Origin of the sequence: Comamonas sp. NyZ500, from assembly GCF_016772095.1 — a bacterium.
GTDB lineage: Bacteria > Pseudomonadota > Gammaproteobacteria > Burkholderiales > Burkholderiaceae_C > Comamonas > Comamonas thiooxydans.
Map to the genome: position 1 here is coordinate 409851 of NZ_JAEIJE010000001.1, position 13340 is coordinate 423190.

11 protein-coding genes are annotated in these 13340 nt (G+C 59.1%); 4 read left to right on the forward strand and 7 right to left on the reverse strand.

Features of this window, described 5'->3' with window-relative positions; genetic code table 11:
• Complete coding sequence (locus JAO85_RS01875; protein ID WP_039048600.1) at positions 1-2262, forward strand: xanthine dehydrogenase family protein molybdopterin-binding subunit; 2262 nt, start codon at positions 1-3, stop codon at positions 2260-2262.
• A gap of 18 nt (positions 2263-2280) precedes the next feature.
• Here JAO85_RS01875 and JAO85_RS01880 read toward each other — a convergent pair whose 3' ends face one another.
• Together JAO85_RS01880 and JAO85_RS01885 are read right to left on the reverse strand one after the other, a co-directional pair.
• Entirely contained in the window at positions 2281-4668 is a 2388-nt protein-coding gene (locus JAO85_RS01880) for a DNA polymerase II (RefSeq protein WP_237734660.1), read from the reverse strand.
• Positions 4669-5056: 388 nt separating this feature from the next.
• Positions 5057-5986 carry a LysR family transcriptional regulator gene (locus JAO85_RS01885; RefSeq protein ID WP_080771245.1) on the reverse strand — a complete coding sequence of 310 codons (930 nt, stop codon included), beginning with the start codon at positions 5984-5986 and terminating at the stop codon, positions 5057-5059.
• Positions 5987-6054: 68 nt separating this feature from the next.
• Between JAO85_RS01885 and JAO85_RS01890 the strand changes: the two genes are divergently transcribed.
• Both JAO85_RS01890 and JAO85_RS01895 read left to right on the forward strand, forming a co-directional pair.
• The gene (locus JAO85_RS01890) at positions 6055-7053 is read left to right on the forward strand and encodes a tripartite tricarboxylate transporter substrate binding protein (RefSeq protein WP_057094667.1); all 999 of its coding nucleotides are present in this window, start codon (positions 6055-6057) and stop codon (positions 7051-7053) included.
• 23 nt (positions 7054-7076) lie between these two features.
• On the forward strand, positions 7077-8702 hold the full coding sequence (locus tag JAO85_RS01895; protein WP_087863596.1) for an FAD-dependent monooxygenase: 1626 nt from the start codon (positions 7077-7079) through the stop codon (positions 8700-8702).
• 161 nt (positions 8703-8863) lie between these two features.
• Here the strand turns inward: JAO85_RS01895 and JAO85_RS01900 are convergent, their stop codons facing one another.
• Both JAO85_RS01900 and JAO85_RS01905 read right to left on the reverse strand, forming a co-directional pair.
• Positions 8864-10120, reverse strand: a complete 1257-nt coding sequence (locus tag JAO85_RS01900) for a hydantoinase/carbamoylase family amidase (protein ID WP_202787317.1) — start codon at positions 10118-10120, stop codon at positions 8864-8866.
• On the reverse strand, positions 10117-10788 hold the full coding sequence (locus JAO85_RS01905) for an orotate phosphoribosyltransferase (protein ID WP_202787318.1): 672 nt from the start codon (positions 10786-10788) through the stop codon (positions 10117-10119). Before JAO85_RS01905 ends, JAO85_RS01900 begins: the two co-directional genes overlap by 4 nt.
• A 177-nt stretch (positions 10789-10965) precedes the next feature.
• On the opposite strand from JAO85_RS01905, the gene JAO85_RS01910 reads away from it, so the two are divergent.
• A complete protein-coding gene (locus JAO85_RS01910; RefSeq protein WP_003070090.1) occupies positions 10966-11886 on the forward strand; it encodes a LysR family transcriptional regulator in 921 nt (306 codons plus the stop codon).
• A gap of 183 nt (positions 11887-12069) precedes the next feature.
• Here JAO85_RS01910 and JAO85_RS01915 read toward each other — a convergent pair whose 3' ends face one another.
• From JAO85_RS01915 to JAO85_RS01925, 3 genes are read right to left on the reverse strand one after another with little or no spacing between them, the layout of a single operon-like run.
• A complete protein-coding gene (locus JAO85_RS01915) occupies positions 12070-12489 on the reverse strand; it encodes a YeeE/YedE family protein (protein ID WP_012838131.1) in 420 nt (139 codons plus the stop codon).
• A gap of 18 nt (positions 12490-12507) precedes the next feature.
• Entirely contained in the window at positions 12508-12951 is a 444-nt protein-coding gene (locus JAO85_RS01920) for a YeeE/YedE family protein (RefSeq protein ID WP_034392540.1), read from the reverse strand.
• Positions 12948-13292 carry a helix-turn-helix transcriptional regulator gene (locus JAO85_RS01925; RefSeq protein ID WP_003070079.1) on the reverse strand — a complete coding sequence of 115 codons (345 nt, stop codon included), beginning with the start codon at positions 13290-13292 and terminating at the stop codon, positions 12948-12950. Before JAO85_RS01925 ends, JAO85_RS01920 begins: the two co-directional genes overlap by 4 nt.
• Positions 13293-13340 lie beyond the last annotated feature (48 nt).

The following is a 13340-nucleotide window of genomic DNA, read 5'->3' on the forward strand; positions in this document are numbered from 1 at the left end:
ATGCCTATTCCCAACCATCTTTTTGCCGATCTGCCCAAAGGTCTGCGTGCGCTGGCGGCTGACTCCATAGATGCAGGCCTAAAGCTCGAGCGGCGCGATTTCCTCAAGCTGGCGACGGCCTCGGGTTTCGCGCTGGGTGTATTTCCCGCGGCTGTGTCGGCACAAGCGAAGGGTAACGAAGAGGTTTCTACAAGCGCACTCAAGCCTTACCAGCAGCCATCGGCTTTTGTGAAGATTGACCGCGATGGAGCGGTGACGATCACCATCAACCGTCTGGAGTTCGGCCAAGGCGTGCAAACCGGCCTGCCCATGGTGCTGGCCGAAGAGCTGGACGCCGATTGGTCCAAGGTGCAGAGCGCGCACGGCAATGCCGATCCCGCATATCTGGATCCGGTCATGGGAATGCATCTCACGGGCGGCTCCACTGCCATCAAGAACTCGTATGTCCAGTATCGTGAACTGGGGGCGCGAACCCGCTCCATGCTGCTGGCCACGGCTGCCAAGCGCTGGGGTGTAGACCCGCAGTCCCTGCGCACTCAGGCAGGGCAGGTGATCGGGCCTAGGGGCAAGAAGCTGGGCTATGGCGAATTGGCGGATGAGGCCATGAAGATGCCTGTTCCGCAGCAGGTGAAGCTCAAGGACGCCAAAGACTTTCGCATCATCGGTCATGCCACGGGACGGCTCGATGCACGCGCCAAGTCCAGCGGCAGACAGTCCTACGGCATCGACATGCATCTGCCGGGTATGTTGACCGCGGTTGTGGCGCATCCGCCGGTGTATGGAAGCAAGATTCAATCGGTGGACGATGCGGCAGCCAAAGCCATCAAGGGTGTGCGTGCAGTGCTTCGTGTGCCCAGCGTGTGGGGGGGCGAGCTGGTTGCGGTGCTGGCCGATGGTTATTGGCCAGCCAAGCAGGGTCGCGATGCCCTGAAAATCCAGTGGGACAGCGCGGCGGTTGGCAAAGTCGATTCGGCTCGGCAACTGGCGCAGTATCGTGAATTGGCCAGGAAGGCGGGCGCACTCAAGTTCGATGCCGATGTTTCGGCATTGAACGGTGCTGTTCACAAAATCATTGCCGAATATGTCTTCCCCTACCTTGCCCATACGCCGATGGAGCCGCTGAACTGCACGGTGCGTGTGACAGGTGCAGGAAAGGACGCCAAGGTTGAGCTTTGGTTGGGCACGCAGGCCCCGGGCTGGGAAGTTGCAACGGCTGCGCGCGTGCTTGGCGTGGCACCGCAGAATGTCCGAGTCAATGTTCAGATGGCAGGGGGCGGTTTCGGCCGCCGCGCCAACCCGCGCAGTGACTACGTGGCCGAAGCCTGCGAGATTGCCAAGGCCGCCAGAACATCTGGTATTGAGGCACCGGTGCGCATGATCTGGAGCCGCGAGGACGATGTCAAAGGGGGCTATTACCGACCCATGCATGTGCATCGCGCCGAAATAGGTTTTGACGATAAGGGAAAGGTGATCGCCTGGGACCATGTGATCGTAGGCCAGTCGCTTGCCAAAGGCACGGCGTTTGAGGGCTTCATGGTCAAGAACGGAGTGGACACCACTACGGTTGAAGGAATGAAAGAGCCGTACGACCTGCCGATGCGACTCTCGGTGCATCACCCCGAGCTCAATGCGCCGGTTCTCTGGTGGCGCAGCGTGGGCTCTACGCACACCGCTTATGTGATGGAGACCTTGATGGATGAAATTGCCCGAGCTGTAAAGCAAGATCCTGTCGCATACAGGCTGCAGCAGTTTGGCGACAGGCATCCGCGTCACAAGGCCGCGTTGCAGCTGGCAGTCGAAAAGTCGGGCTACGGAAAGCGCCAACTGGCCGAGGGCAGAGCCTGGGGAGTGGCTGTGCACCAGTCTTTCGACTCGGTGGTTGCCTATGTGGTCGAGGCATCGATGAAGGATGGTGCTCCCAAGCTGCATACGGTTACAGCTGGCGTGCATTGCAATCTGGCGGTGAACCCTCGGAGTGTCGAGGCTCAGGTGCAGGGTGGTGCCCTGATGGGCCTTGGCATGTGCTTGCCTGGGGCTGCGATCACCTTCAAGGATGGACAGGTGGAGCAGGGTAACTTCAATGATTACACCGTGGCCCGCTTAACCGATATGCCCGCGATCTCCGTGCATATCGTGCCGAGTGCCGATGCGCCCACGGGTATGGGTGAGCCGGGTGTGCCGCCATTGGCACCTGCTTTTGCCAACGCCATCGCCAAGCTGAGCGGCCATACACCACGCGAGCTGCCTTTCCAGAAAGCGTGAGAGCATGAGCCTGGATCGCTAGAAAAGCTCCTGCTGAGAGGATGTCAGAGTGACGAAATCCTCTCCGAGAGGGATCAAGATCGAGTCGGCAATCGGCTTGATCTGTTTCGCCAGATAGTGCTCGTAATCGATGCGTGAGCGGCGGATTTCCAAAGGCTCAGGGCCATTCTTGGTCATGACGTATTGGATCCAGCCGCCGTTCTGGTACTGTCTGGGGCGCCCCACGCGATCGTTGTACTCGTCGGCAATGCGAGCGGCACGGACCTGTGGTGGCACGTTGGCCACGTAGGCATCCAGGCGATGTCGCAGGCGTTTGCGATAGATGAGCAGATCATCCTTCTTGCCCGCCAGTGTCGAATGGGCGTACTCGATGACAAACTCGCGGTAGGGGACACCTTGGAAGACTCGCGAGAGCAAGCCCTCCTGGAACTGCCGAGCCAGCAGCGTCCAGTCGCTGCGTGCCATTTCAAGGCCGCGGTAGATCATCGATTCGTTTCCGGCGGTATCTGCACTCAAGCCGGCGTAGCGCTTCTTGCTGCCGACGTCCGAGCCGCGGATGGTGGGCATGAAGAATTTCTTGTAGTACGTGTCGAACTCGATCTCGAGAAAGCTCTTCAGGCCTTGCTCTTGGTGCAGGGTTTGAATCCACCACGCGTTGATGTCCCGGGCCAGCTTGGCAGCCACGGCATATGCCTCTTCGGTGGTATGGGGCCGCTTGAGCCAAATAAAGATGGAGTCCGTGTCTCCATAAATAACTTCGTATCCGCGCTCTTCGACCAGATCCCTTGTGAGCTTCACCATTTCGTGGCCACGTAAGGTAATGGCTGAAATCAGATCCGGATTGAAGAATCTGCATTCCGACGCGCCTAGCACCCCAGCGAATGAGTTCATCACCAGCTTGAGCGCTTGCGACAGTGGCTCGTTCCTGGTGCGTTTGGCCTCATCTCGGGCCTGCCAGAGGGTGGTCACGATTTCCGGGAGACAGTGCTTCTCGCGAGAAAAGAGCGTGCCCCTTGGGCCTTTGATCAAAAGCTCAGAAGAGCTGGCATGTCGACCTTCTACCAAACCCACGGGGTCGACGAGGAAGGTGCGGATGATTGATGGATAGAGACTCTTGTAGTCCAGAACCACGACGGAGTCGTAGAAGCCAGGCTTGGAGTCCATGACATAGCCGCCGGGGGAGGACTTTCCTTGAACATCGCCCACGTTGGGCGCGACATATCCCATGCGGTGCATGCGTGGCAAATAGTGATGGCTGAATGCAGCAATGGAGCCACCGAACTGGTCGAGCTGCAGGCCCGTGGTGTGGGCGCGCTCCATCGCAAACCGCAGCAGCTTCGCCTTTTCGAAGATTCGTAGAACCAGCTCGCAGTCGCGTATGTTGTAGGCTGCAAGAGCGGGCTTGTCTAGCTGGTAGCGCCGCTCGATTTCCGCCATCTTGTCGTATTCGTCTCCGATGTCCTTGCCTTCGCCCAGAAGCTCCTGCGCGACGTTCTCGAGGCTGAAGGACGGGAAGCTCCAGACCGCGGCCCTGAGCGCTTCAATCCCGTCAACGACAACTCGTCCTGGCATGGGAGCAAACAGATAGCCTTGTTTGCCGGGATGGGTTCGCCATGCAATGGGCTTGCGCTCACGCCCAAGGAGTAGCGGTGTTGCACATTCGTCTGCAGTTTTCTGCAGCACACGCAGGTCGAACTGAATGACATTCCATCCAATGATGACGTCCGGATCATTGCGTGCAAACCAGTCGTTGAGCCTGTCAATCATGGCTTTGCGTGTTGAGCAATGAATCAGCTCGAAACCAGGCGTTCTTACGGGTTTGGCAGGAGCCTCACCCAGCATGAAAACGACGCGCTCCACCATGCCGTCCAGTGCGATCGAATACAGATCTTGGTGCTGACTGGTCTCGATGTCCAATGACACGACCTTCAGAACCGGCCGGAAATCGGGCGCAGGAACAAGCTTGCAGTTCACCAGCGTCGCATGTTCTGTCCGCCCGCCTTGCAGCGTGACGCCCGCCGTGATGAAGCGCTCCATCAAGTAACGCTCATGCGGTCGAACATCGGCTTCCAGAAGGGGAATGCCTAGTTGCTGGAGAGTGCGTGCAAGTCGCCGTAATTGACGAAAACTCCTGGCATAGATACCCAAGACGGGCTCTTGCTGAAAACTCTTCAGTCCCAGTTCCCGCAATTCCGCTCCAGCCAGGGGCGGGAGTTGCGCTTCTACCGCTTCTCTGTGCCGGGCCTCGACGAAAGCCACAGATTTCTGTGCAGTCAGGAGGACCTTCAGGGGGCCGCTATCGGTTGCCAGCCAATACTCAAGCTCGACGCCCGCCGGTGTGTCTCGCCAATTGCGAGTAAGGATGAATCCCTGGCGTTCTGGAGATAGCACGAAAGATGAAGTCAAGCGAATGTGACCGTCTTGAACCGGAGTTCAAGGCCCTGGCTGTGTGTGATGGCATGAGCTTGCAGAGCAAGCCACATGTCTCGAAAGAGGTGCCAATGAAATGATACCCAGCAATCATGACCACGTTTTTCCAACAGCGCCACGTCAACAGCAATCTAGGCGTTCCACAGATCTAAAGCGGATGGAGCAAATAGATGGAGTGATGCAAATGTTCCGCGAGGGCTGAAAACCGTCATCAAGTTGCTGCCGATCGATGACTGCCCCTATCGATAGCAGCTATTGCGAGAGGCTTGGTCAGAAATTTCGAACTGGCGTGAGAGTTGCACGAGACGCCAGGGTTCGAGTTTTCAGGCCATATGCGAGGACGGATGGATTCAGAGGAGGGGCGTCAAGCCAGGTCATCTGACATGGCAATATGCATTTTCAAGGCTTCTATGAATTGAGTCTCGGCAAGCTGTCGATCTGCGCCTCTCCGTAGCGCGACGTACATATTGAGGTGAACGGCTGGTTCGGTCAGCATCGCTATGTTCAAGCCGTGCTGCAGGCATTCCTCCATCATGAAGGAGGGTACGACCGCGTTACCCAGGCCTGCTTCCACCATGGCAATCATGGTGCCCAGAAAATTCATTTCTGCCCGCTCTTCCTGGCTTGCCTTGACGCTGGGAAGATGCTTGTCAATCAAGGCCTGAATCGGGTTTGACATCGGCAAAGCAATCATGGGTAGGCCATCCAGAGATTTCCATGTTCGGTTCTGGACATGTGTGTTGCGCCGCCTCTCTCCTGGGCTGATGCTCATGAGCCGGAATCTGCACACCGATTCTCTGAGAAGGCCAGCCGCAGGCTTCACAAAAAATGCCATGCCCATGTTGGCATGTCCTTCAAGAACGGCTTGCCGAACGGAATCGAGGCTGCCATCCATGACCTGGATTCGCACCTCGGGATGTTTGCGTGCAAATTCAGCCACGACCTTCGGTAAAAGACAGGTCGCGATCACAGGCGTCGCGGCAATGGTCAGGGTTGACCGAGAGGCCAAGGTGCTGCCTTGTAACGCGACACCCAGTTGCCGCAGTTCCGTCACCACTCTCTCGGCATAGGGCTGCAGCAGCCGGCCTGCGTCGGTCAATGCCACTGCACGTGTGGTTCGCTCGAAGAGCCTGACCCCCAATTGGCGCTCAAGCTCCTTGACCAGCATGCTGACTCCTGAAGGAGACAGATGAATGCGCTCTGCCGCTGCCGCAAAGCTGCCGCACCTGCATATCTCGAGAAACGCCTGCAGTTGACGGCTCCCGACATTAATCAGCTTTACTGATGAATTCACCAAAAATTCCCGTTTGATTCAAATCAATGGACGCGGTGCAATTGCAGCACAAAACACAAGGAGACACCATGCTTACACCTTCAATAGGAGGGCTGGCCCTCAGCCGCCGCAAGGCACTTATTACCCTGGCTGCCACAGCCACGACGGGCCCTCTCGGGCTTTCGGCATTCGCGAATACGCAGGCTCCTGTGCGGCTGGTTGTGCCATTCACACCAGGCACGGGTATCGATCTGATTGCTCGAGTCATCGGTCCCAAGCTCTCGGAGCGCTTTCAGCGTCCCTTCATCGTGGACAACAAGCCTGGGGCCTCGGGCAACATCGGTACCCTGGAGGTGGTCCGGTCCACTCCCGACGGAACGACTTTGCTTGTCACCGTGAACACATTGGTGATGAATACCGAGCTATATCCGAAGATGGGATATAGCCCGGTTCGCGATCTCAGTGCCATCAGCCAGACCAGCGTAGGTCAATTGGTGCTGGTCACGGGCTCTCAATCCCGGATCACGGATCTGAAGGAGCTCATCAGCTATGCACAGAAAAATCCGGGCATGCTGAACTATGGCTCGCCCGGTGCCGGAACCCCCCATCACCTGGCAACAGAGCTGCTCAAGAGCAAAGCCAGGATATCGCTCACACATGTCAGCTATCGCGGTACGGCCCCGGCCTTGACCGACTTGCTGGGCGGACAGATTGATCTGATGTTTCTCCCTATCCACGTTGCTTTGCAGCACATCAAGGCAGGCAAGCTTCGCGCGCTTGCGATCAGTTCAGACACGCCATCCCCGCTGCTGCCTCAGGCGCCCTCGCTGAGGAGCCTGAACCTGGGCGATATGAATGTGGATATGTGGTATGGCTTGCTGGGGCCCAAAGGCCTGTCTCCCGAGTTTGTGCGCAGCATCAACGAAGCCCTGAAGAGCATTCTTGCTCAGCCTGAAGTTGCCAAAGCCTTCGAGTCCCAGGGCATGACACCCCAGCACAGCACTCCCCAGGCCTTCCAAACCTTGATCGAAGCCGATGCTAGGCGCTGGGGCAATCTCATCAAGACCCAGGGCATTACTGCCGAATAAGCCAGCCATAACAAGAAGATCAAATGAATATGCAAGTCAATCAGACACAAGCGCCAGACAAGGATGCAGATGTAATCATCGTGGGCGGCGGCCCCGTGGGCATGGGGCTGGCTATAGAGCTGGGCCAGCGCGGTATCCGCTGTATCGTCGTGGAGCGCTACGCCAAGCCGCAACCGATTCCCAAGGGGCAGAACCTGACCCAGCGCACCATGGAGCATTTTCACGCCTGGGGTGCAGAAAAGGAGCTTCGCGCAGCTCGTACCATCCCGCCCGAATACGGCATAGGGGGCCTGACGGCCTACAACACATTGCTGGGGTCTTATTCTTACGACTGGCTTCAGCGCGATCTCGTCAAGCCTTATTACTTCACTGCGAACGAGCGCCTGCCTCAGTACGCCACGGAAGCGGTTCTGCGGGATAGAGCCGCCGAGCTGCCCTCTGTTGAAACCTTTTATGGCTGGAATTTCGATAGCTTGCGGCAGGACGACGAGGGTGTCAGCGTCACGGTGTCCGAAAAGAACGGATCGGATAGCAAGACGCTGCGGGCTAGTTATGTCGTGGGCTGTGATGGAGCACGCTCTGGCATCCGGCAGCAAGCGGGCATCAGCCAGACCAAGACCGATCATGATCGCCTCATGGTACTGCTCGTATTCCGCTCACAGGGACTGCACAAGTTGCTTGAGCGCTTTCCCGGCAAGTCTTACTACAACGTGCTTCAGCCTGAACTCAAGGGCTACTGGAAATTCTTCGGCCGCGTCGATCTGGGCAATACCTGGTTCTTCCATGCGCCAGTGCCACCGGGAACCACGGCAGACAACTTCGACTTCCAGGCTTATCTGGAAGATGCTGTCGGAGCATCTTTTGATGTCGAGTTCGAGCATATAGGCTTCTGGGATCTGCGCTTCATGCTTGCCGACAGCTATCGCTCAGGCCGGGTCTTTATCGCCGGGGATGCAGCGCACAGTCATCCACCCTATGGCGGCTATGGGGTGAACTCAGGCCTGGAAGATGCACGTAATCTCGGGTGGAAGCTGGCAGCCGTGCTGGAGGGCTGGGGCAGCGAAAAGCTGCTGGACTCCTATGACCAGGAGCGCCGTCCTGTATTCAGATCCACCATTGACGACTTTATTGCCAAGTCCATAGAGACCGATCACCAGTTTCTGGCCAGCTTCGATCCAGAAAAGGATAGAAGCGCCTTTGAAGCAGCCTGGAGTCAGCGGGCAAATGGGGCCGCAGGTGAGGTTCATGCTTTCGAGCCCAACTATGAAGGCTCTCCAATTGTGCGCAGTGCTCGGGAGTCGGCCATCGGCAATTGCAGTGCCAAGGGCTCACACATATTCACCGCACGTGCCGGTCACCACCTGGCTCCAGCCGCGCTCGACGATGGCCGGAATGCATTCGAGCATTTGGGGGAGGGCTACACGCTGCTGGCAGCCGATATGCCTGCGCAAACGCTTGAGACGTTTCGGTATGTTGCCGGCACCAGGCAGCTGCCTCTGACCATTGTTGAAACCGCAAAAACGGATGAGTTTGCGCGCTATGGGGCAGACTTGATACTGGTTCGTCCGGATGCATTTGTCGCTTGGACGAATAGCGAGAAATTCATATCGAACGAGAATGTGGAAAATCTGCTCAAGGCAGTCATCTGAAAGGTCGAGAACAGCTCGATGCCCCCTCGCTTGAGTCGAGCCTGGGCTTGGGCGAGGGGCAGCCTGGCTACCAAGACTGGCGTCCCGGTAGCAGGCGGCAGCGCAATCATGGCTGCCGGCTTGCAATACGCTCGGAAGTGCCCGGCTAGAGCGGGCAGGGTTCAGGCAATCAGCGCGCGAGTCAACAAATCCACTCCTGCCAGGAAGTCGCCGATGTCCATGGCTTCATGCGGATTGTGCGAGCCATTTTCGTTGCGAATGAAGACCATGGCCGATGGCACGCCTGCATTGGCGAACACTGCTGCATCGTGACCGGCACCGCTTGCCATGCGCTCCAGTTTCATGCCTTGCTCAGCGGCTGCTTCCAGACGATTCAGCCAGCTTGCATCCATGGTGGCAGGCTCTGTGAACAGGCGCTCGTCGAACTCGAAACGCACGCCGCGGGCGCGCTCTATGGCCTGACACTCTTCGCGCATCAGGGTGTAGAAGCGCTCCAGTGTCTGGGTGTCCTGGCTGCGCACCTCGAAGCTGAATGCCACTTCGCCGGGAATGACGGAAACGGCATGCGATTGTGCCGAGGTGGAGCAGATGCCTGTGGTCATCACCATGTCCATGCCCATCTGCAGCAGCACGCGCCAGTGTTCGTCCATGCGTGACAGCAGCTCGGCAACCGCCAGCAATGCATCCTTGCGCAGCCAGCGCGGCACGGCACCCGAGTGGCCGGTTTCGCCGATGCAGCGGATCAGGTTGTGGCGGACGTTGCCGCGGATGCCTGTGACCAGGGCCACCGGCCAGCCGCGATTGACCATGACCGGCCCCTGCTCGATGTGCAACTCCAGATAGGCAGATATATTCGCGAGATCCAGCAGCGGCTCGGCGCGTTGAATGGCGTCGATATCGGCGCCGCAGCGCGACATGGCTTCGCTCAGCACGCCTGCGCCATCGCGGTGAGGGCGTTTCAATGTGGCGGCGGGCAGCTTGCCCAGCAGGGACAGAGAGCCGAGGTAGGCCTTTCCGTACCAGGCGCTTTCCTCGCCGCGCAGGGCCAGAACGCGCAGTGGCGGAGCCTGTTCGTGGCGGCCGCGCAGCTGAAGCAGCATCAGCATGCCGGCGACAATGCCTGCCAGTCCGTCGAAGTTGCCGCCCTGCGGCACGGAATCGGCATGAGAGCCAACGACGACGTAGGGTTCCGTCCGGTTTTCCTCTGGCAGACTCAACCACAGGTTGCCGGCTCGATCCCATTCATGGTTCAGGCCCAGATCTTCGGCCCGCTCCTCAAGTATGCGCAGCGCAGCAGTCTCGCCTTCGCCGTAGCTTTCGCGAGTGACGCCAAGGCCGTCGCGGGTGGCATCGCGAATTTCAGAGAGCAGGGCTTGCGCGAGTGCGCTGGTATCCGTCATGGTGTTGCAGGCCATCATGCTCCGCTACCTCCGTGTCGGATGGACCAGTCCACGGGCGAGGCCGAGAAGTCCGCCAGCGTGGCCTTTTGCTCGGCACTGAGCTGTCCGCTCGCAAGCAGCGCTTCATGCAGCTGATTCCAGGTCGCCAGAGCATGCAGGGACAAGGCGTGATCGGCCAGGGTGCCTGCTTGGGGGGCATAGAGCGCATAGTCGAGCAGAACCAGCACGTCCTCGACCACGGGACCGGCGCGGCGCAGGGCGGCAACCGTCCCGGCCTTGGAGCGACCGTCTGTGGTGACGTCATCCACCAGCAGGACCTTGGCATCGACAGGCAGGCGGCCTTCGAGCTGGGCTGTGATGTCCCAGCCGACAGGACGCTTGCGCAGATAGAGCATGGGCAGCTCAAGTCGCTCGGCCAGCCATGCCGCAAAGGCAATGCCCGAGCTTTCGGTTCCCACGATGGCATTGATGCCGCGGGCTGCAACCAGTGGCCGCATGCAGCGAGCTGCGATGTCCATGCTTTCGCTGCGCAGAGCGACATCGGACATCAGGACCTGGGCATCCACATAGACCGGGCTGGCCCAGCCCGAGGTGTAGATGAACGGTTGATGCGAAGCAATGCGTACAGCGCCGAGGCCGACCAGGGCCCGGGCAACGCGTGGGGCGTCGGAAGCGGAAAGAAGCATGAGCGTGTGTGTTGGCAAAGTGGGCATGTTAAGTAGGCAGGCTTGCGGCAAGAAGTGGCTAAAATTCATCGAGCCGTTCCAAAACGTGATGGCTTGAGCTGCGCATCTGGGTGTTGACCGCTGCGTCCTGTTTGAAATCCCTGGCTGCGCTTCCGTGCGCCTGCTTGTCATCGCCCCATGTCCGACTTCACTTCGCCGCGCAGCTTTCTGCGCCAGATAGACCTTTCATCGCTGGATCTGTTCGTGCTGATTTGCGAGCACGGCAGTATTGCGCGGGCGGCCGAGCAGGGCGGCATGGTCGCCTCGGCGGTCAGCAAGCGTGTTGCCGAACTGGAATCCCTGGCCCGCACTCCCTTGCTGCTGCGCCATGCCCGCGGGGTGCGCCCGACCCCTGCCGGAGAGTTGCTGCTCGCCCATGCGCGCACGATTCTTCTGGGTGTCGAACACCTGCGTGACGACCTTGGCGAATATGCGCGGGGCGTACGTGGGCTGGTGCGCCTCAGTGCCAATGCCTCCGCCGTGGAGCAGTTCTTGCCCGAGGATATTGCTGTCTTCGTGAAGCATCATCCCGATATCCGCATCGATCTGCGTCAGGCAACCAGTCGCTCGGTAGCGCGTGCTGTGCGCGATCACATGGCTGATCTGGGGGTCTGCAGTCCAAGCGACGAAGTCGAGGGCCTGGAGTCCATGCCGTACCGGCATGAACGCATGGTATTGATCATGCCCAATGACCACGCTCTGGCCCATCATCAGGAACTGGCCTATGAAGAGGCACTGGACTATGCCCAGATCGGTTTGCGCGACAGCAGCATCGTTCAGGAGGTGCTCAATCAGGAAGCCCGCGCCGGCCGACGAATGCTGCGCCAGCGCATCGAGGTCGACAGCCTGAGTGCCATGTGCCGAATGATCGAATGCGGGCTGGGTGTAGGCGTCATGCCCGAAGGCGCATACCAGAGACTGGGCGAGGCTCGTGCTCTGCATGCGGTGCCGCTGACCGATGCCTGGGCAGAGCGCAGCCTCAAGCTGTATGCCAATAGCTTTGCCGACCTGCCTGCGCCAGCCAGACATTTTGCGCAGGCACTGATGCCGAAGGAGTGAGGCACAGCGGATGGCATGACGCGATATGGGCGCTGCTTGCCTGCCTTTGCTGGAGTCACTTCAGCCGGTCGGCCGCTGTCTGCAATTGAGTGCCTGCAAAGCAATGGGCAAATGACGCAGACAGCCTGCACGGCCCAAGCACCTCGGTTTGTGGATGACTCCTGAGCGAATCGCCGCCAGGTCTCAGCTTTTCTTGGCAGCCCACAGATGCTGCGCCCACATGCCGGCCAGCATGGCGGCGACAAACAGCCAGACTTGCGGTGCAAGGGTCGCCAGATTCATCAGCGCCGGTCCGGGGCAAAAACCTGCCAGTCCCCAGCCTGTGCCAAACAGGGCTGAGCCTGTCAGCAGCTTGCGATCAATGACGGTGCTGGTGGGCAGTTGCATGGGTTCGCCCAGCAAAGCGGTCTTGCGGCGCTTGGCCCAGGTGAAGGCAATCAAGCCTACGGCGATGGCTCCGCCCATGACGAAGCCCAGCGAAGGATCCCATCGACCGGAAAAATCCAGAAAGTTCTGCACCTTGGCGGGGTTGCCCATGCCCGAAAGAATCAGACCCAGGCCAAACACCAGTCCGCAGAGCAAGGCAGCAATATTGATGATCATCATGTTCTCCTTGCTGACTCAAGCAATGACATGGCGCATCACGAACACGGTGATGGCGCCTGTGGCGATAAAGGTTGCCGTAGCGGCCAAAGAGCGCGGCGACAGGCGTGACAGACCGCACACGCCGTGGCCGCTGGTGCAGCCCGAGCTCATGCGTGTGCCGAAGCCCACCAGCAGGCCGGCGGCGATGATGATTGCAGGGCTGGAAGGCAGCTGCATGGCTGGCAGCGGGGCAAACAACGACCAGACCAACGGCGCGGCAATCATGCCCAGGATGAATGCCAGGCGCCAGCCCCACTGCTTGACGGAGGACCAGGTCGGCAACTGCAGCAATGCCCCGGCAATGCCGCTGATGCCCGCCACGCGACCCAGCAAGGCAATGAGCAGGGCAGCGGACAGACCGATCAGCAGGCCGCCGACCAGAGATGTCCAGGGCGTGAATTCACTCCATAAGATGTTCATGCTGTCTCTCCTGGTTGGCAGAACAATTGATACAAGGTTTGCATCAGCTGCAGGGCGCGGGCATCGGCCAACTGATACCAGATGAACTTGCCTTCGCGGCGGGTGGTGACCAGACCCTCACGCCGCAAAATGCCCAGCTGCTGGGACAAGGTAGGCTGGGACACGCCTGTCAGTTGCTCCAACTCGCCCACGGTGCGCTCCTGCAGGGAGAGCTGGCACAGCAGCAGCAGTCGGTCTTCATTGCCCAGTAGCTTGAGCATGACCACAGCCTCGCCTGCATGGGTTCGCATGGCATGCAGATCCAGCGTGGCCTGTGCTTCGTCAAAGGTTGATGAGCTCACTGTTTCACTTTCAAAATATTTTCATATATTATATAAAAAAGTAAATTA

What these genes read in the sequence shown, in the direction of transcription:
- JAO85_RS01905 (WP_202787318.1), bottom strand. Translation starts at nt 10,788, where the DNA reads ATGCTTCTTTCCGCTTCCGACGCCCCACGCGTTGCCCGGGCCCTGGTC.
- JAO85_RS01895 (WP_087863596.1), top strand. Translation starts at nt 7,077, where the DNA reads ATGAATATGCAAGTCAATCAGACACAAGCGCCAGACAAGGATGCAGAT.
- JAO85_RS01910 (WP_003070090.1), top strand. Translation starts at nt 10,966, where the DNA reads ATGTCCGACTTCACTTCGCCGCGCAGCTTTCTGCGCCAGATAGACCTT.
- JAO85_RS01900 (WP_202787317.1), bottom strand. Translation starts at nt 10,120, where the DNA reads ATGATGGCCTGCAACACCATGACGGATACCAGCGCACTCGCGCAAGCC.
- JAO85_RS01915 (WP_012838131.1), bottom strand. Translation starts at nt 12,489, where the DNA reads ATGATCATCAATATTGCTGCCTTGCTCTGCGGACTGGTGTTTGGCCTG.
- JAO85_RS01875 (WP_039048600.1), top strand. Translation starts at nt 1, where the DNA reads ATGCCTATTCCCAACCATCTTTTTGCCGATCTGCCCAAAGGTCTGCGT.
- JAO85_RS01920 (WP_034392540.1), bottom strand. Translation starts at nt 12,951, where the DNA reads ATGAACATCTTATGGAGTGAATTCACGCCCTGGACATCTCTGGTCGGC.
- JAO85_RS01890 (WP_057094667.1), top strand. Translation starts at nt 6,055, where the DNA reads ATGCTTACACCTTCAATAGGAGGGCTGGCCCTCAGCCGCCGCAAGGCA.